Below are 22,606 nucleotides of genomic sequence, written 5' to 3'. Positions count from 1 at the left end.
CACCCCCACAGGGACGTTACTCACGGGTAAGGGGATGCGCGCATGCAGCTCGGGATCAACCTCGGCTACTGGGGTGCCGGAATGGACGGCGACAATCTGGCCGTGGCGCAGGAGGCCGACCGGCTGGGCTTCTCCGTGTGCTGGGCCGCCGAGGCGTACGGCTCCGACGCGGCGACGGTCCTGTCCTGGGTCGCCGCGCAGACCGAGCGCATCGACGTCGGCTCGGCCATCTTCCAGATCCCGGCCCGCCAGCCCGCGATGACCGCGATGACGGCGGCCACGCTGGACTCCCTCTCCGGCGGCCGCTTCCGGCTCGGCCTCGGTGTCTCCGGGCCGCAGGTCTCCGAGGGCTGGTACGGCGTCAAGTTCGACAAGCCGCTGGCCCGCACCCGTGAGTACGTGGAGATCGTGCGCAGGGCCATGACGCGGGAGCGGCTGACGTACGAGGGCGCGCACTGGACGCTGCCGCTGCCCGGCGGCCCGGGCAAGCCGATCAAGCTGACCGTGCACCCGCAGCGCGAGCACATCCCGCTGTACATCGCCGCGATCGGCCCGAAGAACCTGGAGCAGACCGGCGAGATCGCCGACGGCGCCCTGCTGATCTTCCCCGCCGCCGACCACCTCGAGGACACCACCCTGAAGTACCTGCGCGCGGGCCGCGAGAAGGCGGGCAAGACCCTCGACGGGTTCGACGTGTGCCCGACCCTGCCGCTGGCCGTCGGCGACGACAAGGACGTGGCCCGCCTCGCGGACACCTTCCGCCCCTACACCGCGCTGTACGTCGGCGGCATGGGCAGCGCCAAGCAGAACTTCTACAACCAGCTCGCCCAGCGCATGGGCTACGAGAAGGAAGCCGCCGAGATCCAGCAGAAGTACCTGGCCGGCGACAAGCAGGGCGCCGCGGCCGCGATCCCGCAGGACCTCATCGACAAGACGACGCTGCTGGGCTCCGTGGACCGGATCGCCGACCGGATGAAGGCCTACGCCGCCGCCGGTGTCACCACGCTCAGCCTGGCCCCGGCAGGCTTCACGCTGGAGGAGCGGATCGCCTCCCTGCGGGCCGGCAGCGAGGCCCTGGAGCGCGCCGGTCTGGCCTAGGGGGCTTCAGCGGCCGTGGTGGGGGCTCGGGGGGTCTTCCCCGCCACGGCCGTCACCGGTTACAACGCGTCGGGCGCCGCGCGGTTACGACCCCAGCGCTCCTTCTTTCCCCCGTCCGGCCGAGCCGGCCGACCCGTTCGGCGGATGCTTCCGACACCCGTGTTGCGCCTCCTTGCTGCCAGCATTTGACTTCTTCTTTGCGGAATATGGCGGAATGCCGGGAAACGTGCGGAGAGGTGGCGTCCATGGTGTCGGCCAGGAGTCTGTTCCAGGAGATCCTCGACAACGACGAGTCGTTCCGGCTCTTCTGCTCCATCGCCGCCGCCGGGGAGTCCCAGGGCGGCTGGGAGAACGGGCGGATCGCCGCGCTGGTGCCGCAGAGCGAACGCGCGCTCGCCCCGAAGATCGCCCGCCACGGCGCCGACGAGGACAAGCACGGACGCATCTTCACCGCTCTGCTGAAGAAGCGCGGGCTCACCCCCGTCGCCGTACCGCCCGAGACCGACTACACGATGCTTCTGGAACAGCACGGCATCGGTCTCGCCCACGACCGGCTCCGGCGCGACGAACCGCTCACCGCGGAGGACATCGTCGTCTACCTCGCGCACAGCCGGGTCACCGAACAGCGCGCCGCCGACCAGATGCTGGTGCTCCTGCGGCACTTCGCCGACCACCCCGACATCGGCAGGGCCGTACGCGTGATCTCCCACGACGAGGACAACCACCTCGCCTACACCCACGAGGAACTGCTGCGGTTCGCCGCCGCCGGGCACGGCCCGCTGATCCAGCGCACCCTGCGCGCGTGCGCCCTCGCCGAGATCCGCGTCCACCGGGACGTCAGCCTCGCCGTCATGGCCCGCATGGGCCGCATCCTGGGCTGGTCCGGGGCGAAGTACGCCCTGCTCGCGGCCGGTGTCCACGCGGTGTACGCCTATGAGCGCCTCGGCGGCTGGCGGCGCATGGTCGGCCTTCGCACGCCCCGCCGCCGCGACGCCCTCGGCGGTCCCGCCACCCCCGCCCACGAGTTCGCCTGAGCCCCGTGGACCCGTACCCGCGTGGGCCCTGAACCCCCTGAACCCGTGGACGGGCCTCACAGCCAGTCGCGCCGCTTGAACAGCCGGTACAGCAGCACCTCCAGCGCGGCCATCACGAGGATCACCGCCGGATACGACCACAGCCAGTGCAGCTCCGGCATGTGGTCGAAGTTCATGCCGTAGATCCCCGCGATCATCGTGGGGACCGCGGCCATCGCCGCCCACGCCGAGATCTTCCGCATGTCGTCGTTCTGCCGCACGCTCATCTGCGCCAGATGCGCCGACAGGACGTCCGACACCAGCCGGTCCAGGGCTTCCACGGACTCGTTCACGCGCATCAGGTGGTCTCCCACGTCCCGGAAGAACGGGCGTGCCTTGTCGTGCACGAACGGCACCCCGCCCCCGGACTGCCCCGTGCCCGCCAGCCGGCTCAGCGGCAGTGCCAGCGGGCCGGTGGCCCGGCGGAACTCCAGGATCTGCCGTTTGAATCCGTAGATCCGGGACGCGGTGCCCCGCGAGCCGCCGCCCTCCGGCCGGAACACCTCCGCCTCCAGCTCCTCCAGATCGGTCCCCAGCTCCGTGGCCACCTCCAGATAGTGGTCGACGACAGCGTCGCAGACCGCGTACAGCACGGCGGTGGGGCCCTTGTCGAGCATCTCCGGCTCCTCTTCCAGGCGGCGCCGTACTGCGGCCAGCGGCGAGCCCTCGCCATGGCGGACGGTGACCACGAAGCAGTCGCCGATGAAGACCATGATCTCGCCGGTCGAGACGGTGTCGCCCTCCGGCTCGTACACGACCGGCTTCAGCACCATGAACAGCGAGTCGTCGTACACCTCCAGCTTGGGCCGCTGATGTGCCTTGAGGGCGTCCTCGACCGCCAGCGGATGCAGCCCGAACTCCTGCGTGACCAGTCCGAACTCCCGCTCGGACGGCTCGTGCAGACCGATCCAGACGAATCCGCCGGCCGCCCGCGCCTCGCCGAGCGCGTCGGACAGGTCCTCCGGGCCCTCGGTGCGGTGCCCATGCCGGTAAATCGCACAGTCGACGATCACGGAGCGCATTCTCCCTTCGCCCGGTCACTGGTGCAGGCGCTGATACGCCTACCCTGGGCCGCATGCCCACGCTGATCCTCGTCAGGCACGGACGTTCCACCGCCAACACTTCCGGGGTGCTCGCCGGCTGGACGCCGGGCGTCGCCCTGGACGAGCGCGGCGCGGCCCAGGCCGCCGCGCTGCCCGGACGGCTCGCCGCACTGCCGCTCTCCGAGGTCGTCACCAGTCCCCTGCAGCGCTGCCAGGAGACGGTACGGCCGCTGCTCGAGGCCCGCCCGGGCCTGCGCGCCCACACCGACGAGCGGATCGGGGAGTGCCACTACGGCGACTGGTCCGGCCGCAAGCTGGCCGAGCTGAAGGACGAGCCGCTGATGGAGGTCGTCCAGGCCCACCCGTCGGCCGCCGCGTTCCCCGGCGGCGAGTCCATGCGCGCCATGCAGACGCGCGCCGCCGAGGCCGTGCGCGAGTGGAACGCGCGCGTGGAGCGCGACCACGGCGCCGACGCCGTCTACCTCATGTGCTCCCACGGTGACATCATCAAGTCCCTGGTCGCCGACGCCCTCGGCCTCCACCTCGACCTCTTCCAGCGGATCTCCGTGGAGCCGTGTTCCGTCACCGCGATCCGCTACACCCGTCTGCGGCCGTTCCTCGTCCGCCTCGGGGACACCGGGGATTTCGCTTCACTGGCCCCCCGCGAGGAACCTGGTGAGGGCGACGCACCGGTCGGGGGTGGTGCGGGCGCACCGTGATCGTCGGCCGCAGTAGGGTGAAGCGATCCACACACTCGCCCCCTCCGCACCGGTCCGCACCGCTGCGACCCCCGAACTCACTCCCCCTCTCACTCTCAATGGAGACAGGACGTGTCCCGTCAGGTGTTCCTCTACGACCCGCCGGACCGCTTCGTGGCCGGCACGGTCGGACTGCCCGGGCGCCGTACGTTCTTCCTCCAGGCCACCGCAGGCCCCCGGGTGACCAGCGTGGCTCTGGAGAAGACCCAGGTGGCCGCGCTCGCCGAGCGCATGGACGAACTGCTCGACGAGGTCGTACGGCGTAGTGGCGGCAGCGCCGCCGTCCCCGCCGTGGCGCCCACCGAGATCGCCGACTCCGCCCCCCTGGAGACCCCCATCGAGGAGGAGTTCCGCGTCGGCACCATGGCACTGGCCTGGGACGGCGAGGAACAGCGCATGATCGTGGAGGCGCAGGCTCTCGTGGAGCTGGACGCCGACACCGAGGAAGACCTCGCCGAGGCCGAGGAGCGGCTGCTCCAGGACGAGGAGAACGGGCCCCCGATGCTGCGGGTCCGGCTGACCGGCGCGCAGGCCCGGGCCTTCGCCAAGCGCGCCCTCGACGTCGTCAACGCCGGGCGGCCGCCGTGCCCGCTGTGCAGCCTCCCGCTCGATCCGGAAGGACACGTATGTCCGCGCCAGAACGGATACCGCCGAGGGGCGTGACGCTCCCCGACACGGCCGCCGCCGAGCTGCTCGCGCGGGGCGAGCTGACGGTGCGCGGCCGGATCCGCGAGGCGTCCAACGCCGCGCTGTTCTGCACCGTCGCCCTCGACGGCCGGGAAGCGTCCTGCATCTACAAGCCGGTGGCCGGGGAACGGCCGCTGTGGGACTTCCCCGACGGCACCCTGGCCGGCCGCGAGGTGGCCGCCTACGAGGTCTCCGAGGCCACCGGCTGGGGGCTCGTCCCGCCCACCGTGCTGCGCGACGGGCCGTACGGCGAGGGCATGTGCCAGCTGTGGATCGAGGCCCAGGCCGACGCGGAGCTGCTCGCCCTGGTCGACGCCGAGGAACCGGAGCCCGGCTGGAAGGCGATCGGCCTCGCCGACGTCGGCGGGGGCCGCACCGCGCTCCTCGTGCACGCCGACGACGAGCGGCTGCGGCGGCTCGCCGTCCTGGACGCGGTGATCAACAACGCCGACCGCAAGGGCGGCCATCTGCTGCCCACGCCCGACGGGCGGCTCTACGCCATCGACCACGGCGTCACCTTCAACGTCGAGAACAAGCTGCGCACCCTGCTGTGGGGCTGGGCCGGGGAGCCCCTGACCGCCGAGGCCGTCGAGGTCCTCGAAGGACTGCGCGACGCCCTCGGCGGCCCGCTGGGCGAGCGGCTGGCCGGACTGATCACCCCGGCCGAGACCGACGCCACGCGCGCGCGTGTCGACACCCTGCTCAGCGCGCCCGTCCACCCGGAGCCGAGCGGGGAGTGGCCGGCCATCCCCTGGCCGCCGGTATGAGCACCGCGAGCACATCAGGTGCCGAGACGCAAGAGGGCCCAACCGGCCATCCAGCGCGATCCCGTTCGTATACGCAGCTCGTGGCCGGTTAGGCTCATGTACATGCATGCCTGGCCCGCTTCCGAGGTCCCCGCCCTGCCTGGTCAGGGCCGCGACCTGAGGATCCACGACACCGCGACCGGCGGTCCGGTCACCCTCGACCCCGGTCCCGTCGCCCGAATCTACGTCTGCGGCATCACCCCGTACGACGCGACCCACATGGGTCACGCGGCGACCTACAACGCGTTCGACCTCGTTCAGCGCGTGTGGCTCGACACCAAGCGGCAGGTCCACTACGTCCAGAACGTCACCGACGTCGACGATCCGCTGCTGGAGCGCGCGGAGCGGGACGGCGTCGACTGGGTCGCCCTCGCCGAGCAGCAGACGGCCCTCTTCCGCGAGGACATGACCGCACTGCGGCTGCTCCCGCCCCAGCACTACATAGGCGCCGTCGAGGCGATACCCGGCATCGTCCCGCTCGTGGAGCGGCTGCGCGACCTCGGCGCCGCCTACGAGCTGGAGGGCGACATCTACTTCTCCGTCGAGTCCGACCCGAACTTCGGCAGGGTCTCGAACCTCGACGCGGCCGCGATGCGGCTGCTGTCCGCCGAGCGCGGCGGCGACCCGGACCGCCCGGGCAAGAAGAACCCGCTGGACCCGATGCTGTGGATGGCGGCCCGCGAGGGCGAGCCCAGCTGGGACGGCGCCACCCTCGGCCGGGGCCGCCCCGGCTGGCACATCGAGTGCGTGGCCATCGCCCTGGACCACCTCGGCATGGGCTTCGACGTCCAGGGCGGCGGCTCCGACCTGGCCTTCCCGCACCACGAGATGGGCGCCTCGCACGCCCAGGTGCTCACCGGCGCGTTCCCCATGGCCAAGGCCTACGTCCACGCCGGCATGGTCGCCCTGCACGGCGAGAAGATGTCCAAGTCCAAGGGCAACCTGGTCTTCGTCTCGAAGCTGCGCCGCGACGGCGTCGACCCGGCCGCCATCCGTCTCGCGCTGCTGGCCCACCACTACCGCGCCGACTGGGAGTGGACCGACCAGGTCCTGCAGGACGCCGTGGCCCGCCTCGGGCGCTGGCGCTCGGCCGTCTCCCGCCCCGACGGCCCGTCCGCCGACGCGCTGGTGGAGGAGATCCGCGAGGCCCTCTCCAACGACCTGGACGCCCCCGCCGCCCTCGCGGCTGTGGACGGCTGGGCGGCCCGGCAGGAGCAGGAGGGCGGCACCGACACCGGCGCCCCGGGCCTGGTCACACGGGCGGTGGACGCGCTGCTCGGGGTGGCTCTCTAAACGCCCTGGCACCGGCGACGAAAAGAAGGGGCGGTTCCCCGCACGGGAACCGCCCCTTGGCCGTACCGCAGTCGTGCCCTCAGTCCTCCGAGCCGTCCTCGTCATCCTCCCTGGGCCCCCCGCCACCGGCCGGAGGCCTCTGCTTGCCGCCCGGAGGGCCTACGTCCCGGCGTCGCAGATACCGCTCGAACTCGCGGGCGATCGCCTCACCCGACGCCTCCGGCAGCTCGGCGGTGTCCCGGGCCTCCTCCAGCGTCTGGACGTACTCGGCGACCTCGCTGTCCTCCGCGGCCAGCTGGTCCACGCCGACCTGCCAGGCCCGCGCGTCCTCGGGCAGCTCGCCCTGCGGGATCCGCAGGTCCAGCAGATCCTCCAGACGGTTGAGCAGCGCCAGCGTGGCCTTCGGGTTGGGCGGCTGCGAGACGTAGTGCGGTACGGCCGCCCACAGTGACACCGCCGGGACACCGGCGTGCGCGCACGCCTCCTGCAGGACGCCGACGATGCCCGTCGGGCCCTCGTACTTGGTCTCCTCCAGATCCATGCGCTGCGCCAGGTCGGCGTCGGACGTCACCCCGCTGACCGGCACCGGACGCGTGTGCGGGGTGTCACCGAGCAGCGCGCCCAGGATGACCACCAGCTCCACGCCCAGCTCGTGCGCGAAGCCGAGCAGCTCGTTGCAGAACGAGCGCCAGCGCATGGACGGTTCGATGCCGCGGACCAGCACCAGATCGCGCGGCTTGTCGCCGCCGACGCGGACCACCGACAGCCGGGTCGTCGGCCACGTGATCTTGCGCACACCGCCGTCCATGAACACCGTGGGCCGGTTCACCTGGAAGTCGTAGTAGTCCTCGGCGTCCAGCGCGGCGAACACCTCGCCCTTGAACTCGCGTTCCAGATGCGCGACCGCCGTGGAGGCGGCGTCGCCGGCATCGTTCCAGCCCTCGAACGCGGCCACCATGACTGGGTCGATCAGCTCGGGAACCCCCTCCAGCTCGATCACCCAGTGCCTCCTTCCGACGTGCCCTCGCTTGACTCACCAACCTTACGGCGTCCGGCGGGGGCGCCCGCAGCCCCCTTGCGTGGGGGAGTGAACGGATCACTGCCCCGTTCGCCACCGTGGAACACCCCGCGTCAACAGGGAGCGGGGACCGCCCGGCACAGGCGTTTCACAGCGTGCTGCGCAGCCATTGCTCGACGCTCGCGATGTGCACGGTCGCCCAGGAGCGGGCCGCCTCCGCGTCCCGGTCGCGCAGCGCGGCGAGGATCGCCCGATGCTCGCGCAGGGTGCGCCCGACGGCGTCCTCCTGGGTGAGGCCCCGCCAGATCCGGGCCCGCGTGGTCGGCCCCGACAGTCCGTCCAGCAGCGAGCACAGCACCGAGTTGCCCGCGCCGCGCACGATGCCGCGATGGAACTCCAGGTCGGCCGCGACCAACTCCTCCACCGAGGGTTCCGCACCGAGGGCGTCCAACTGGGCGGACAGCGCGTCCAGTTGCTGCTCGCCGATGCTGAACGCCGCCATCGCCGTCGCGGCCGGCTCCAGGATCCGGCGCACCGCCAGGAACTCCAGCACGGTGTCGTCGCGGTGGAAGTCCACGACGAAGCTGAGCGCCTCCAGCAGCAGTTGGGGATCGAGGCTGGTGACATAGGTGCCGTCGCCCTGCCGCACATCCAGGATCCGGATCAGCGACAGCGCCCGTACGGCCTCCCGCAGCGAGTTCCGCGACAGCCCCAGCTCGGCGGCCAGCTCGCTCTCCTTGGGCAGCCGGTCCCCGGGCCGCAGCGCACCGGAGACGATCATGTCCTTGATCTTCTCGATCGCCTCATCGGTGACTGCCATGACCGGCCTCCTGCCGCCCGCCCCGAAGCCTCAGACATCGGATGTCTCCGCCCCATTATGCGGGCCGGGTGGCCCGGCTCTCCCGGGCAGGCGAAAGGGGCGCCCCCGTCGGCGCGGGGGCGCCCCTCCCGGTTGTCCGGACCCGGTGCGGCGGTCCGGCGTCACGGTGCGGCCGGTCCCGGTCAGGGAGGCGGACCGGCCGCACCGGGGCCTACTTCTTGTCGAGCACGTCCTGCACCTTCGCGCGGACCTCGTCCGTGGCCAGGCCCCGGATGGTCAGCGTCGTACGGCGGCGCAGCACGTCGTCCGCCGTCTCGGCCCACTCGTGGTCGCGGGCCCAGACGACCTGCGCCCAGATCTCCGGGGCGTCGGGGTGGACCCGCTCGGCCAGCTCCGGGTTCTCGTTCGCCATGCGGGCGATGTCGAAGGCCAGGGAGCCGTAGTGGGTGGCCAGGTGCTTGGCGGTGTCGGCGGCCATGCGCGGACCGGGCGCCGGGTGGTCCACCAGGAGGCGGTGGGCGACCGCGCGCGGGTTGGCGACGCCGGGCAGCGGCAGCTTCTTCGGCAGGGACGAGATCGGCTCGAAGTCGTCGCCGAGCGGGTGACCCGGCAGCGCCTCCAGCTTCTGCATCACCGTACGGCCGATGTGCCGGAACGTGGTCCACTTGCCGCCGGCGACGGACAGCATGCCGCCCTTGCCCTCGGTCACCACCGTCTCGCGCTTGGCCTTGGCGGTGTCGCCGGGGCCGCCCGGCAGCACCCGCAGGCCGGCGAACGCGTAGGTGATCAGGTCGCGCTTGAGCTGCTGGTCCCGGACGGAGAACGCGGCCTCGTCCAGGATCTGGGCTATGTCCTTGTCGTTGACGGACACGTCCGCCGGGTCGCCCTCGAACTCCTCGTCGGTGGTGCCGAGCAGCAGCATGTCCTCCCAGGGGAGGGCGAAGGTGATGCGGTACTTGTCGATCGGGGTGGCGAGCGCGGCCTTCCAGGGGGAGGTGCGCTTCAGCACCAGGTGCGCGCCCTTGGACAGGCGGATGGACGGCGCCGCGCCCGGGTCCTCCATCCTGCGCAGGTGGTCGACCCAGGGTCCGGTCGCGTTCAGCACCAGACGGGCGTTGACCCCGAACTCCTCGCCGGAGGTCCGGTCCTTGAGGTCGGCGCCGGTGACCCGGCCGTTGGTGAAGCGCAGGCCGGTGACCTCGGCGTGGTTGAGGACGACCGCGCCCGACTCGACGGCCGCGCGGACCGTCATCAGCGCCATGCGCGCGTCGTTCATCTGGTCGTCGCCGTACACGGCCACGGCCTTGAGGTTCTCGGTGCGCAGCTCGGGCACGTCCTGCGCCGCCTTGGCGGGGGAGAGCAGGTGGCCGACGCCGTCACCGAACGCGGAGAGCGCGGAGTAGGCGAAGACGCCCGCGCCGAGCTTCGCCGCGCCGTGCGGCCCGCCCTTGTACACGGGGAGGTAGAAGGTGAGCGGGTTCGCCAGGTGGGGGGCCACCTGGCGGGAGACCGCACGGCGCTCGAAGTGGTTCTCCGCCACCAGCTTCACCGCGCCGGTCTGCAGGTAGCGCAGACCGCCGTGGAGCAGCTTGGAGGAGGCGGAGGAGGTGGCGCCGGCGAAGTCGCCGGCGTCGACCAGAGCCACCCTCAGGCCGGACTGCGCGGCGTGCCAGGCGGTGGAGATGCCCAGGATGCCGCCGCCGATCACCAGAAGGTCGTACGACGCCTTGGAGAGCTGCTCCCTGGTCTCGGCCCGGCTCGGGTTCGAGCCGGAGGCCGGGTGCGTCCCCAGGGCAGGCACGGACTGCAGGGTGGACTGACTGGTCATATCGGGTACTTACTCCTCGTCAGAGCTGTCGTGGGGCAGCTCAGTCCTCGTCCTCGATCCAGCCCATGGTCCGGTCGACGGCCTTGAGCCAGTTCTTGTACTCACGGTCGCGGGTGTCCGCGTCCATACGGGGGGTCCACTCGGCGGCCCGGCGCCAGTTGGCGCGCAGTTCGTCGGTGCTGGACCAGAAGCCGACGGCGAGGCCGGCGGCGTAGGCGGCGCCGAGGCAGGTGGTCTCGGCGACCATCGGGCGCACCACGGGTGCGTCCAGGACGTCGGACAGGGTCTGCATCAGCAGGTTGTTGGCGGTCATGCCGCCGTCGACCTTGAGGGTCACCAGCTCGTCGCCGGAGTCCTTCACCATGGCGTCGGCGATCTCCCGCGTCTGCCAGGCGGTGGCCTCAAGGACGGCGCGCGCGAGGTGCGCCTTGGTGACGTACCGGGTCAGACCGGCGATCACACCGCGGGCGTCGGAGCGCCAGTGCGGGGCGAACAGACCGGAGAAGGCCGGCACGAAGTAGGCACCGCCGTTGTCCTCGACCGAGAGCGCGAGCGTCTCGATCTCGGCGGCGGTGGAGATCAGGCCCATCTGGTCGCGCATCCACTGCACCAGCGAGCCGGTGACGGCGATCGAGCCCTCCAGGGCGTAGACCGTCGGCTGGTCACCGATCTTGTAGCCGACCGTGGTCAGCAGACCGGCGTAGGAGTTGATGATCTTGTCACCGGTGTTCATCACCATGAAGGTGCCGGTGCCGTAGGTGGACTTGGTCTCGCCCTCGGAGAAACAGGTCTGGCCGAACAGGGCCGCCTGCTGGTCGCCGAGCGCGGAGGCCACCGGGATGCCGCCGAGCAGGTCGCCCAGCTTGCCGCCGGTGACCTCGCCGTAGACCTCGGCCGAGGAGCGGATCTCCGGCAGGATCTGCAGCGGCACGCCGACGGACTCGGCGATCTTCTCGTCCCACTGCATGGTGTGCAGGTTCATGAGGAGGGTGCGGGAGGCGTTGGTAACGTCGGTGACGTGCTTGCCGCCGTTGACACCGCCGGTCAGGTTCCAGATGACCCAGGTGTCCATGGTGCCGAAGAGGATGTCGCCCGCCTCGGCGCGCTCCCGCAGGCCGTCGACGTTGTCGAGCAGCCAGCGGGCCTTGGGGCCGGAGAAGTACGAGGCCAGCGGGAGGCCGGTCTCGCGGCGGAAGCGGTCCTGGCCGACGTTGCGGCCGAGCTCCCGGCAGAGGGCGTCGGTGCGGGTGTCCTGCCAGACGAGGGCGTTGTAGACGGGCTCACCGGTGTTCTTGTCCCACAGCACGGTGGTCTCGCGCTGGTTGGTGATGCCGATGGCCTTGATGTCGTCACGGGTGATGCCGGCCTTCTGGATGGCTCCGGCGACGACTTCCTGGACGTTGGTCCAGATCTCGTTGGCGTTGTGCTCGACCCAGCCCGGCTTGGGGAAGATCTGCTCGTGCTCCTTCTGGTCGACGGAGACGATCCGGCCGTCCCGGTCGAAGACGATGCAGCGCGAGGAGGTGGTGCCCTGGTCGATCGCCGCGATGAAGGGGCCTGCGGTGTGGGCGTCGGTCACTGTGTGCTCCTGAAAGATCCGTGGTGAAGGGGCTTTACGTACGGCGCGTGCTTCGAGGTGGTGTCTAAGCGAAAGCGACGTTGTATATGCCTGCCGCGATGGCGCCGCCGATCAGCGGACCGACCACCGGGATCCAGGCGTAAGCCCAGTCGGAGCCGCCCTTGTTGGGCAGCGGCAGCAGGGCGTGCACGATGCGCGGGCCGAGGTCACGGGCCGGGTTGATCGCGTAGCCCGTCGGGCCGCCGAGGGACAGACCGATCGAGACCACCACGAGCGCGGTGATCAGACCGCCGAGGATGCCGAGGCCGTTGCCCTTGTCGTTCAGGCCCTGGGTGAGGACCGCCAGGATCAGCACGACGGTGCCGATGATCTCCGTGGCGAGGTTCTGCGCCACGTTGCGGATCTCCGGACCGGTGGAGAAGACACCGAGGACCGGGCCGGCGCCCTTCTCCTGGGCCTCGACCGCCTTGGCGGTGGTGGCCTGCGCACCCGGACCGCCGACGATCTCCTTGTCGGTCAGGTGGGCGTGGAACTGTCCGTAGTAGGCGACCCACACCAGGGTCGCGCCGATCATCGCGCCGAGCAGCTGGCCGGCGAGGTAGGTCGGAACGTTGCTCCAGTCGCCGTCCTTGATGGCCAGGGCGACGGTGACGGCCGGGTTGAGGTGCGCACCGGACAGCGGTCCGGAGATGTACACGGCCGTCAGGACGGCGAAGCCCCACCCGAAGGTGATGGCGAGCCAGCCGGCGTTACGGGCCTTCGAGGCCTTCAGTGTGACGGCCGCGCAGACGCCGCCGCCGAGCAGGATGAGTATGGCGGTACCGATGGTCTCGCCGATGAAGATGTCGGAGCTGGACACCCGCGACTCCTTTGTCCTTCGTCCAGGGATAGCCGAACCCCGGGTCCCTCCGGTGGTTCTGGCGCCCTCGGGGGTGAGAGCGATTGCCGGTCCTTGGCGTTGTCACACTCTAGCGCGTATTGCCGGTAGGTGTTCGACAATGCCGACCGATGGACGGGAGTCTTGCTTCGGCGTTACGCATGCGTCAAGGGTTCTGTTATCGAAAACAGGATCGTTATTGATCGCTGCCGGTTATCACTCTTCGCGCGCAGACGTATGGATTTTGCTCCATATGTCCATTTCAGGGTATGGCGACAACCGGAACGCCGCCCGGCGTCCCGGTCTGTCCACCAGAGAGCCGCGCAGCGGCTCAGAACCGTCCCGCGCCCAGGTCCCTGGACACCGCGCGGGCGCAGTCGCGCACCGCCGCGATCAGCTCGGGATGCAGCTCACCGTCCCGGCACAGCCGCTCCACGGCGCCGGTCACGCCGACCGCGCCCACGGGCATGCGGCGCCGGTCGTGGATGGGGGCGGCGACGGACGCCACGCCCTCCCAGGTCTCCTCCACGTCGGCCGCGTAGCCGCGCGCACGCGTGATGTCGAGCAGGTGCTCGAAGTCGTCCATGTCGCACACCGTGCGGTCCGTGAAGGGCTTGCGGTCGGCCTCCAGCGCCTCGCTGTGCGCCACCGGGTCGTAGGCCGAGAGCACCTTGCCGAGCGCGGTCGAGTGCAGCGGCTGCATGGCGCCGATCTCCAGCACCTGCCGGCTGTCGTCCGGCCGGAAGACGTGGTGCACGATCAGCACGCCCTGCTGGTGCAGGACTCCCAGGTACACGCTCTCGCCACTGGACCGGGCCAGGTCGTCGGTCCACACCAGGGCCCGCGCCCGCAGCTCGTGCACATCCAGGTAGGTGGTGCCCAGGCGCAGCAGCTCCGCGCCCAGCTGGTAGCGCCCGGAGGCGTCGTCCTGCTCCACGAACCCCTCCTGCTGGAGGGTGCGCAGAATGCCGTGGGCGGTGCCCTTGGCGAGGCCCAGTGACGAGGCGATGTCCGACAGGCCGAGCCGTCGCTCGCCGCCCGCGAGCAGCCGCAGCATCGCGGCCGCCCGTTCGAGCGACTGGATGTTCCGTGCCATCGCCGTCCTGCCTCCGTCCCCTATGACTGCCGCCGAACGCAGTCGTGCCGTCCATCGGTGCCGACACCTGTCGTACACCGCCGTACGTCTCGTTACCCGCCGTTCGGCAATGTCGAACACTACCGGTCCATGTCGACCTCCCGCTAATGGTCGGTCGACACCTGTTACATCACACGTGGTCCGGCCGTGGCGGCACGGCCATCCGCGTCCGGCCCGTGGACGCCGCTGCCCATCCGCGCCGACTCCCGGTTACTCTGGCGCCGTGCGGCATCCCCGCCTGCCCGGGACGCCGCATAGCCGACAGCCGTCGCACCTAGGGAGCCCCTTCATGGCCTCGTTGCCGCCGTCCCCTTCCGCCGACAGCCGGACCCGTGCGTCCGCGCTCCGAGAGGCGCTCGCCACCCGCGTGGTGGTCGCCGACGGAGCCATGGGCACCATGCTCCAGGCCCAGGAACCCACGCTCGATGACTTCCAGCAGCTCGAAGGCTGCAACGAGATCCTCAACCTCACCCGCCCCGACATCGTCCGCTCCGTCCACGAGGCGTACTTCGCCGTGGGCGTCGACTGCGTCGAGACCAACACCTTCGGGGCCAACCACTCCGCCCTCGGGGAGTACGACATCCCCGACCGCGTCCACGAGCTGTCCGAGGCCGGCGCCCGGGTCGCCCGCGAGGTCGCCGACGAGTTCACCGCCAAGGACGGCCGCCCCCGCTGGGTGCTCGGCTCCATCGGCCCCGGCACCAAGCTGCCCACCCTCGGACACGCCCCGTACACCACCCTGCGCGACGCCTACCAGCGCAACGCCGAGGGCCTGGTCACCGGCGGCGCCGACGCCCTGCTCGTGGAGACCACCCAGGACCTGCTGCAGACCAAGGCCGCCGTCCTCGGCGCCCGCCGCGGCCTCGCCGCCCTCGGACTGGACCTGCCGGTCATCGTGTCGGTCACCGTCGAGACCACCGGCACCATGCTCCTCGGCTCCGAGATCGGTGCCGCGCTCACCGCGCTGGAACCGCTCGGCATCGACATGATCGGCCTGAACTGCGCCACCGGCCCGGCCGAGATGAGCGAGCACCTGCGCTACCTCGCCCGCAACGCCCGTATCCCGTTGTCCTGCATGCCCAACGCGGGCCTGCCCGTGCTCGGCAAGGACGGCGCCCACTACCCGCTGACCGCGTCCGAGCTGGCCGACGCCCAGGAGACCTTCGTCCGCGAGTACGGCCTGTGCCTCGTCGGCGGCTGCTGCGGTACGACCCCCGAGCACCTGCGCCAGGTCGTCGAGCGCGTCCAGGGCCTCACCCCGCCCGCGCGCGACCCGCGCCCCGAGCCCGGCGCCGCCTCCCTCTACCAGTCGGTGCCGTTCCGCCAGGACACCTCCTACCTGGCCATCGGCGAGCGCACCAACGCCAACGGCTCCAAGAAGTTCCGCGAGGCCATGCTCCAGGCCCGCTGGGACGACTGCGTGGAGATGGCACGCGAGCAGATCCGCGAGGGCGCGCACATGCTCGACCTGTGCGTCGACTACGTCGGCCGCGACGGCGTCGCCGACATGGAGGAACTCGCCGGCCGCTTCGCCACCGCGTCCACCCTGCCGATCGTGCTGGACTCCACCGAGGTCGACGTCATCCGGGCGGGCCTGGAGAAGCTCGGCGGCCGCGCGGTGATCAACTCCGTGAACTACGAGGACGGCGACGGCCCCGACTCCCGCTTCGCCAAGGTCACCCAGCTGGCCCAGGAGCACGGCGCCGCCCTGATCGCGCTGACCATCGACGAGGAGGGCCAGGCCCGCACCCCCGAGAAGAAGGTCGAGATCGCCGAACGGCTGATCGCCGACCTGACCGGCAACTGGGGCATCCGTGAGGACGACATCCTCATCGACACCCTGACCTTCACCATCTGCACCGGCCAGGAGGAGTCCCGGGGGGACGGCATCGCCACCATCGAGGCGATCCGCGAGCTGAAGCGGCGCCACCCCGCCGTGCAGACCACCCTCGGCCTGTCCAACATCTCCTTCGGCCTCAACCCGGCCGCCCGCATCCTGCTCAACTCCGTCTTCCTGGACGAGTGCGTGAAGGCGGGCCTGGACTCGGCGATCGTGCACGCGTCCAAGATCCTGCCGATCGCCCGGTTCAGCGAGGAGGAGGTCCGCACGGCCCTGGACCTGATCTACGACCGCCGGTCCGAGGGCTACGACCCCCTGCAGAAGCTCATGCAGCTCTTCGAGGGCGCCACCGCCAAGTCCCTGAAGGCCGGCAAGGCCGAGGAGCTGGCCGCGCTGCCGCTGGAGGAGCGCCTCAAGCGCCGCATCATCGACGGCGAGCGCAACGGCCTCGAAGCCGACCTGGACGAGGCCCTCGCGGGCCGTCCGGCACTGGACATCGTCAACGACACCCTGCTGGACGGCATGAAGGTCGTCGGCGAGCTGTTCGGCTCCGGCCAGATGCAGCTGCCGTTCGTCCTGCAGTCAGCCGAGGTCATGAAGGCGGCCGTCGCCCACCTCGAACCGCACATGGAGAAGTCGGACGCCGAGGGCAAGGGCACGATCGTCCTCGCGACCGTCCGCGGCGACGTGCACGACATCGGCAAGAACCTCGTCGACATCATCCTGTCCAACAACGGCTACAACGTCGTCAACCTGGGCATCAAGCAGCCCGTCTCCGCGATCCTGGAGGCCGCCGAGGAACACCGGGCCGACGTCATCGGCATGTCCGGCCTCCTGGTGAAGTCCACGGTGATCATGAAGGAGAACCTGGAGGAGCTGAACCAGCGCGGACTGGCCGCCCGCTTTCCGGTCATCCTCGGCGGCGCCGCCCTGACCCGTGCCTACGTGGAACAGGACCTGCACGAGATCTACGAGGGCGAGGTCCGCTACGCCCGCGACGCCTTCGAGGGCCTGCGCCTGATGGACGCCCTCATCGGCGTCAAGCGCGGCCTGCCCGGCGCCAAGCTGCCCGAACTCAGGCAGCGGCGGGTCCGCGCGACGGCCGCCACCGAGGTCGAGGAGCGCCCGGAGGAAGGGAACGTCCGTTCCGACGTGGCCACCGACAACCCGGTGCCGGCCCCGCCGTTCTGGGACACCCGGATCGTCAAGGGCATCCAGCTCAAGGAGTACGCGAGCTGGCTCGACGAGGGTGCGCTGTTCAAGGGCCAGTGGGGGCTGAAGCAGGCCCGCACCGGCGAGGGTCCCTCGTACGAGGAACTGGCGGAGACCGAGGGCCGCCCCCGGCTGCGCGGCCTCCTGGACCGGCTCCAGACGGAGAACCTGCTGGAAGCGGCCGTCGTCTACGGCTACTTCCCCTGCGTGTCCAAGGACGACGACCTGATCATCCTGGACGAGCACGGCAACGAGCGGACCCGGTTCACCTTCCCGCGCCAGCGCCGCGGCCGCCGGCTGTGCCTGGCCGACTTCTTCCGCCCGCAGGAGTCCGGGGAGACCGACGTCGTCGGCCTGCAGGTCGTCACCGTCGGCTCGCGCATCGGCGAGGAGACCGCGAAGCTCTTCGAGGCCAACTCCTACCGTGACTACCTCGAACTGCACGGTCTGTCGGTCCAGTTGGCCGAGGCGCTGGCCGAGTACTGGCACGCCCGGGTCCGCTCCGAGCTCGGCTTCGCCGGCGAGGACCCGGCCGACATCGAGGACATGTTCGCCCTGAAGTACCGGGGCGCCCGCTTCTCCCTCGGCTACGGCGCCTGCCCCGACCTGGAGGACCGCGCCAAGATCGCGGACCTGCTCCGGCCGGAGCGGATCGGCGTCCACCTGTCCGAGGAGTTCCAGCTGCACCCCGAGCAGTCCACGGACGCGATCGTGATCCATCATCCGGAGGCGAAGTACTTCAACGCCCGCTGAGCCCTCCGGGGGGCCGGCCGGGTCGCCCACCCGGGGGGTCGCGTCAGGCCGTGTGCGACCTCGGGTGGGCGCGTGGCTGCTCGCGCAGTTCCCCGCGCCCCTTCGGGGCGCCCCCAACCCGGCATGCCAAAGGCCCTCTGGGCTGCGCCGGGGGTGTTTCAAGGGATACCCCTGGGCGCGAGTGATAAACGAGGCGCTTTCCGGCACGACAGTCGTAAACTGGTCGATCCACCACAGGCCGGTTCCCTGTCCGGGAGCCGGCCTGCTCGTCCCTCAAGGAGGTGCGCCCGGATGACCAGCACGGTCCCCGCGCTCGGAACCCGTACGGCGGAAGGCTCAGCCCTGCAGGCCGTGCTCCTCGACATGGACGGCACCCTGGTGGACACCGAGGGCTTCTGGTGGGACGTCGAGGCCGAGATCTTCGCCGGCCTCGGCCACCCGCTGGACGAGTCCTGGCGGCACGTCGTCGTCGGCGGCCCCATGACCCGCAGCGCGGGCTTCCTCCTGGAGGCCACCGGCGCCGACATCTCCCTCGCCGAACTGACCGTGCTGCTCAACGAGGGTTTCGAGGACCGCATCGACCGTGCCCTGCCGCTGATGCCGGGTGCCGCGCGGCTGCTGGCCGAACTCCACGAGCACGCCATCCCCACGGCCCTGGTCTCGGCCTCCCACCGGCGCATCATCGACCGTGTGCTGAGCGTGCTCGGCCCGCACCACTTCGCCCTGTCCGTCGCCGGCGACGAGGTCTCGCGCACCAAGCCCTTCCCCGACCCCTACCTGCTCGCCGCCGCCGGGCTCGGCGCACGGCCGGACAGATGCGCGGTGGTCGAGGACACCGCGACCGGTGTCGCCGCCGCCGAGGCCGCGGGCTGCCGCGTCGTCGCCGTCCCCTCCGTCACCCCCATCACGCCGGCCGAGGGACGCACCGTGGTGACCTCTCTGGAAGAGGTCGACCTGACATTTCTGCGCGGCCTGATGACGGAAATGCGCTAGCCGTTCACACTGCGTGCCATGTCCATTGGCCCGGGTGGACAAATTTCCGGGGAAGTACACCCGAGTGGAATTCCGGCCAGGCCGCCCGGCCGAATTCCACTGACTCACCACACAGTTGGGAGTGTGACCTTCCCCACCCCCAGGGGTCTCGACAATCCGGGCCAAGTGTGCTGGCCGACCCGCTTCAGGCGGAAGTGGCGGGGCTTTGTGTCCCGATTGGTGGGAAGCTGCACTAATCCTGCCGCTGTCGGGTTTTCGGTGTGTCCGCACCTGGTTTCACTGCGTGATGGCGGGTCAACTCGCGGGGCCGTGAGCGCTCCTGCGGGCGCGGACTAATCTCATCGCGAGAACATCGCCGCAACCCCCCGTGATCCGCCGCACCACCCATGCGTGTCGGATACACGGACCCGAACAGCTCTGGAGAAACCCCCGCATGAACCGCAAGACTTTGGTGCTGCCGGCGGTGGCCGGCCTGCTCACCCCGGTTCTCGCCGCGTGCGGCGGATCCGACGGCGGGAGCAAGAGCGGCGACGCCATCGTCGTCGGCACCACGGACCGGTTCACCGCCACCAGCGACGCCCCGGCGCCCCTCGACCCGGCCTACGCCTACGACGTCGGCACCTGGAACATCCTGCGCCAGACCGTGCAGACGCTGATGGCACAGCCCAAGGGCGAGGGCGACCCCGTCCCGGATGCCGCCGAGAGCTGCTCCTTCACCGACAGCGGCAGCGAACGCTACGCGTGCAAGCTCCGCGACGGCCTGACGTTCGCCGGCGGCGACCCGGTGACCGCCCAGGACGTCAAGTTCTCCATCGAGCGTGCCCTGCGCATCAAGGCGAGCAGCGGTGTGTCCTCCCTGCTGAACACCATCGACACCATCGAGACGCAGGGCGACCGCGAGGTCGTCTTCCACCTCAAGACCGCCGACGCCACCTTCCCGTACAAGCTGTCCACCCCGGTCGCGGGCATCGTGAACCCGAAGGACTACCAGAAGGGCAAGCTGCGCGACGGCTTCGACGTCGACGGCTCGGGTCCGTACACCTTCCACGCCGACACCAGCGGCAACGCGATCACCACCGCCACCTTCACCAAGAACCCCGCCTACAAGGGGGCCGTGAAGGTGAACAACGACAAGGTGGAACTGCGCTCCTTCGCCGACGCCGACGCCATGAGCGCCGCGATCGACAAGGGTGACATCGACGTCATGAGCCGCACCATGTCGCCCGCCCAGATCCAGAAGCTGGACGCCGGCAGCGACGACAACGTCGACCTCGTCGACATGCCCGGCCTGGAAATCCGCTACCTGGCCTTCAACACCGACGCGCCGACCGTGAAGTCCAAGGCCGTACGCCAGGCCATGGCCCAGATCATCGACCGCGCGGCCCTCGTCTCCAAGGTCTACGGCACCCAGGCCGAGCCGCTGTACTCGCTGGTCCCGGCCTCCGTCACCGGCCACTCCAACTCGTTCTTCAACAAGTACGGCAACCCCAGTGTCGTCAAGGGCAAGGACCTGCTGACCAAGGCCGGCATCACCACCCCGGTCAAGCTGACCCTGCACTACACCACCGACCACTACGGCTCCGCCACCAAGAAGGAGTTCGAGGTCCTGCAGCAGCAGCTCAACAACAGCGGCCTGTTCGACGTCTCCATCCAGGGCCACACCTGGGAAACCTTCCGCCCGGCGGAGCAGAAGGGCCAGTACGACGTCTACGGCATGGGCTGGTTCCCCGACTTCCCCGACGCCGACAACTTCCTCGCGCCCTTCCTCGACAAGGACAACTTCCTCGGCTCCCCGTACTCCAACAGCGCCATCCAGCGCACCCTGATCCCCGCGTCGCGCCGCGAGGCCAACCGGCTCAACGCGGCCAAGAGCCTGACGCAGATCCAGGACACCGTCGCCGAGGACGTGCCCGTCCTGCCGCTGTGGCAGGGCAAGCAGTACGTCGCCGCGCGGGACGACATCACCGGTGTCGCCTACGCCCTCAACTCCTCCTCTACGCTCCAGCTGTGGGAGCTCGGCCGCGGTGTGAGCGGCTGACGGCTCTCTCATCCGGGGGCCAGGGACGGCTGCCCCGGACAACCCGGGGCCAGGACGGCGGCCCTGGGGTGACGAACCGACGACAAGGCACATTTCAAGTGAACATGCGCAACCAGTGGCCAGTCCTGCCCATCGTGGCGGGGCTGGCCTCCGGCCTGTTGACCGGCTGCGGCTCGGAGAGCGGTGATTCCGGGGGGACCGGCTCCTCCGTGGTGATGGGGATGTCCGACGACGTCCTCGCCACGGACCCGGCATCCGGCTACGACCCCGGCTCCTGGCTGTTGTTCGACAACGTCTTCCAGTCGCTGCTCAGCTTCCCCAAGGGTGCGACCGAACCGCAGCCGGAGCTGGCGAAGGAGTGCTCCTTCACCGACTCCCGCGCCACGGTCTACCGGTGCGTACTCAAGGACGGCCTGAAGTTCAGCAACGGTGACTCCCTCACCTCGAAGGACGTGAAGTTCTCCTTCGACCGCATGCTGAAGATCAACGACCCCGCAGGGCCCGCGATCATGTTCCCGATGCTCGGCGGCATCGACACCCCGGACGCCAAGACGGTCGTCTTCCACCTGAAGTCCTCCGACGCCACCTTCCCCAGCAAGATCGCCTCCGGCGCGGGCTCGGTCGTCGACCACCGCCAGTACGACGCGAACGGCCTGCGCACCGACGACAAGGCCGTCGGCTCCGGCCCCTACGAGCTGGACTCCTTCGACAAGGACCAGGCGGTCTTCTCCGTCAACGGCAACTACAAGGGCACCGCCAAGATCAAGAACTCCGGCGTCACCCTGAAGTTCTTCCACGGCGACCGCACCGCCCTGAAGAAGTCCCTCCTCGACGGCGACATCGACCTCGCCTACCGAGGCCTGTCCGCCTCCGACATCGCCGGCCTCGACCAGCAGGACGGCAGCAAGGGCGTCGACGTCATCGAGGGCACCAGCGCCGAAGTCCAGCACCTGGTCTTCAACATGAAGGACCCGGTCGCCGGGAAACTCGGCGTCCGCAAGGCCATGGCCTACCTCATCGACCGCGACGCCCTCATCAAGAACGTCTACCAGGGCACCGCCACCCCGCTGTACTCGATCATCCCGGCGGGCATCGTCGGCCACAACACCGCGTTCTTCGACACCTACGGCGCCCGCCCCTCCCAGGCCAAGGCCGCCGCCGCGCTGCGCGCCGACGGCATCACCGGCAAGGTCAAGCTCACCCTGTGGTCCACCCCGTCGCGCTACGGCCCCGCCACCGACGAGGAACTCAAGGCCATCGCCGGACAGCTCAACGCCAGCGGCCTGTTCGACGCCGACGTGAAGTCCACCGCCTTCGACCAGTACGAGAAGGACATCGCGGCCGGCAAGTACGGCGTCTACGTGAAGGGCTGGGTGCCGGACTACCCCGACGCCGACAACTTCACCGCGCCGTTCTTCGGCCAGGGCAACGTGCTGGACAACAACTACCGCAACCGCGCCATCACCGGCACCCTCATCCCCGCCACCGCCGCGCAGAGCGACCGGTCCGCCACCGACAAGGACTTCGCACGCCTGCAGGGCATCGTCGCCGCCGAACTGCCCGTCCTGCCCGTCTGGCAGGCCAAGCAGTACGCGGTCGTCCGCGACGGCGTCTACGGCCTGGAGTACTGCCTCGACGCCTCCACCGTGTTCCGGTTCTGGGAACTCAGCAAGAGCTGAACCCGGTTGACGCCACCGAAGCACCGAAGGGCGCCCCTCTCCACGCGGGAGGGGCGCCCTTCGCCGTCACGACGGA

The 22,606-nt window shown here is 70.3% G+C and carries 17 protein-coding genes; 10 read left to right on the top strand and 7 right to left on the bottom strand.

Going from position 1 to position 22,606, the window contains the following annotated elements:
- Positions 1-42: 42 nt before the first annotated feature.
- Both IO33_RS0108735 and IO33_RS0108730 read left to right on the top strand, forming a co-directional pair.
- Positions 43-1,098: an LLM class F420-dependent oxidoreductase gene (locus IO33_RS0108735; RefSeq protein WP_031162160.1), complete on the top strand. Its 1,056-nt coding sequence runs from the start codon at positions 43-45 to the stop codon at positions 1,096-1,098.
- 245 nt (positions 1,099-1,343) lie between these two features.
- On the top strand, positions 1,344-2,132 hold the full coding sequence (locus IO33_RS0108730) for a ferritin-like domain-containing protein (protein WP_031162158.1): 789 nt from the start codon (positions 1,344-1,346) through the stop codon (positions 2,130-2,132).
- Positions 2,133-2,188: 56 nt separating this feature from the next.
- On the opposite strand, the gene corA is transcribed toward IO33_RS0108730, so the two are convergent.
- Complete coding sequence (gene corA / locus IO33_RS0108725; protein ID WP_031162155.1) at positions 2,189-3,184, bottom strand: magnesium/cobalt transporter CorA; 996 nt, start codon at positions 3,182-3,184, stop codon at positions 2,189-2,191.
- Positions 3,185-3,246: 62 nt separating this feature from the next.
- Between corA and IO33_RS0108720 the strand changes: the two genes are divergently transcribed.
- From IO33_RS0108720 to mshC, 4 genes are all read left to right on the top strand, one after another.
- Positions 3,247-3,933: a histidine phosphatase family protein gene (locus tag IO33_RS0108720; RefSeq protein WP_031162152.1), complete on the top strand. Its 687-nt coding sequence runs from the start codon at positions 3,247-3,249 to the stop codon at positions 3,931-3,933.
- A 111-nt stretch (positions 3,934-4,044) separates the two neighbouring features.
- Positions 4,045-4,635: a DUF3090 domain-containing protein gene (locus tag IO33_RS0108715; RefSeq protein WP_031162150.1), complete on the top strand. Its 591-nt coding sequence runs from the start codon at positions 4,045-4,047 to the stop codon at positions 4,633-4,635.
- Positions 4,599-5,426 (top strand): SCO1664 family protein, encoded by an 828-nt coding sequence (locus IO33_RS0108710; protein ID WP_078963409.1) that lies wholly within the window; start codon positions 4,599-4,601, stop codon positions 5,424-5,426. The genes IO33_RS0108715 and IO33_RS0108710 overlap by 37 nt, the downstream gene beginning before the upstream one ends.
- 102 nt (positions 5,427-5,528) lie before the next feature.
- On the top strand, positions 5,529-6,758 hold the full coding sequence (gene mshC, locus IO33_RS0108705) for a cysteine--1-D-myo-inosityl 2-amino-2-deoxy-alpha-D-glucopyranoside ligase (RefSeq protein WP_031162146.1): 1,230 nt from the start codon (positions 5,529-5,531) through the stop codon (positions 6,756-6,758).
- A 79-nt stretch (positions 6,759-6,837) separates the two neighbouring features.
- Here mshC and IO33_RS0108700 read toward each other — a convergent pair whose 3' ends face one another.
- The 6 genes from IO33_RS0108700 to IO33_RS0108675 form a co-directional block, all read right to left on the bottom strand.
- Positions 6,838-7,758 (bottom strand): PAC2 family protein, encoded by a 921-nt coding sequence (locus IO33_RS0108700; protein WP_031162144.1) that lies wholly within the window; start codon positions 7,756-7,758, stop codon positions 6,838-6,840.
- A gap of 166 nt (positions 7,759-7,924) precedes the next feature.
- A complete protein-coding gene (locus IO33_RS0108695; RefSeq protein WP_031162142.1) occupies positions 7,925-8,596 on the bottom strand; it encodes a FadR/GntR family transcriptional regulator in 672 nt (223 codons plus the stop codon).
- 211 nt (positions 8,597-8,807) lie between these two features.
- On the bottom strand, positions 8,808-10,424 hold the full coding sequence (locus IO33_RS0108690) for a glycerol-3-phosphate dehydrogenase/oxidase (RefSeq protein ID WP_031162140.1): 1,617 nt from the start codon (positions 10,422-10,424) through the stop codon (positions 8,808-8,810).
- A gap of 40 nt (positions 10,425-10,464) precedes the next feature.
- Entirely contained in the window at positions 10,465-12,003 is a 1,539-nt protein-coding gene (glpK, locus tag IO33_RS0108685; RefSeq protein WP_031162138.1) for a glycerol kinase GlpK, read from the bottom strand.
- A 64-nt stretch (positions 12,004-12,067) separates the two neighbouring features.
- Entirely contained in the window at positions 12,068-12,862 is a 795-nt protein-coding gene (locus IO33_RS0108680; protein WP_031162136.1) for an MIP/aquaporin family protein, read from the bottom strand.
- A 349-nt stretch (positions 12,863-13,211) separates the two neighbouring features.
- Positions 13,212-13,976, bottom strand: a complete 765-nt coding sequence (locus IO33_RS0108675) for an IclR family transcriptional regulator (RefSeq protein ID WP_031162135.1) — start codon at positions 13,974-13,976, stop codon at positions 13,212-13,214.
- A gap of 328 nt (positions 13,977-14,304) precedes the next feature.
- Here IO33_RS0108675 and metH point away from each other — a divergent pair, with 328 nt between their 5' ends.
- The 4 genes from metH (at position 14,305) to IO33_RS0108655 (ending at position 22,530) form a co-directional block, all read left to right on the top strand.
- Positions 14,305-17,820, top strand: a complete 3,516-nt coding sequence (gene metH / locus IO33_RS0108670; RefSeq protein ID WP_031162132.1) for a methionine synthase — start codon at positions 14,305-14,307, stop codon at positions 17,818-17,820.
- Between the two features lie 291 nt (positions 17,821-18,111).
- Positions 18,112-18,813: an HAD family hydrolase gene (locus IO33_RS0108665; protein ID WP_031162130.1), complete on the top strand. Its 702-nt coding sequence runs from the start codon at positions 18,112-18,114 to the stop codon at positions 18,811-18,813.
- Positions 18,814-19,246: 433 nt separating this feature from the next.
- A complete protein-coding gene (locus IO33_RS0108660; RefSeq protein ID WP_031162128.1) occupies positions 19,247-20,851 on the top strand; it encodes an ABC transporter substrate-binding protein in 1,605 nt (534 codons plus the stop codon).
- Between the two features lie 98 nt (positions 20,852-20,949).
- The gene (locus IO33_RS0108655) at positions 20,950-22,530 is read left to right on the top strand and encodes an ABC transporter substrate-binding protein (protein ID WP_031162126.1); all 1,581 of its coding nucleotides are present in this window, start codon (positions 20,950-20,952) and stop codon (positions 22,528-22,530) included.
- The last annotated feature ends 76 nt before the right edge of the window (positions 22,531-22,606 follow it).

Origin of the sequence: Streptomyces durhamensis (genome assembly GCF_000725475.1) — a bacterium.
GTDB lineage: Bacteria > Actinomycetota > Actinomycetes > Streptomycetales > Streptomycetaceae > Streptomyces > Streptomyces filipinensis.
Note: the sequence above shows the minus strand (reverse complement) of the source record. Positions and strands in the feature narration are given on the sequence as shown.

Excerpts from the sequence above, each read along its gene's own strand:
- IO33_RS0108735 (WP_031162160.1), top strand. The coding sequence starts at position 43 with ATGCAGCTCGGGATCAACCTCGGCTACTGGGGTGCCGGAATGGACGGC.
- IO33_RS0108730 (WP_031162158.1), top strand. The coding sequence starts at position 1,344 with ATGGTGTCGGCCAGGAGTCTGTTCCAGGAGATCCTCGACAACGACGAG.
- IO33_RS0108720 (WP_031162152.1), top strand. The coding sequence starts at position 3,247 with ATGCCCACGCTGATCCTCGTCAGGCACGGACGTTCCACCGCCAACACT.
- IO33_RS0108710 (WP_078963409.1), top strand. The coding sequence starts at position 4,599 with ATGTCCGCGCCAGAACGGATACCGCCGAGGGGCGTGACGCTCCCCGAC.
- mshC (WP_031162146.1), top strand. The coding sequence starts at position 5,529 with ATGCATGCCTGGCCCGCTTCCGAGGTCCCCGCCCTGCCTGGTCAGGGC.
- IO33_RS0108695 (WP_031162142.1), bottom strand. The coding sequence starts at position 8,596 with ATGGCAGTCACCGATGAGGCGATCGAGAAGATCAAGGACATGATCGTC.
- IO33_RS0108690 (WP_031162140.1), bottom strand. The coding sequence starts at position 10,424 with ATGACCAGTCAGTCCACCCTGCAGTCCGTGCCTGCCCTGGGGACGCAC.
- IO33_RS0108675 (WP_031162135.1), bottom strand. The coding sequence starts at position 13,976 with ATGGCACGGAACATCCAGTCGCTCGAACGGGCGGCCGCGATGCTGCGG.
- metH (WP_031162132.1), top strand. The coding sequence starts at position 14,305 with ATGGCCTCGTTGCCGCCGTCCCCTTCCGCCGACAGCCGGACCCGTGCG.
- IO33_RS0108665 (WP_031162130.1), top strand. The coding sequence starts at position 18,112 with ATGACCAGCACGGTCCCCGCGCTCGGAACCCGTACGGCGGAAGGCTCA.
- IO33_RS0108660 (WP_031162128.1), top strand. The coding sequence starts at position 19,247 with ATGAACCGCAAGACTTTGGTGCTGCCGGCGGTGGCCGGCCTGCTCACC.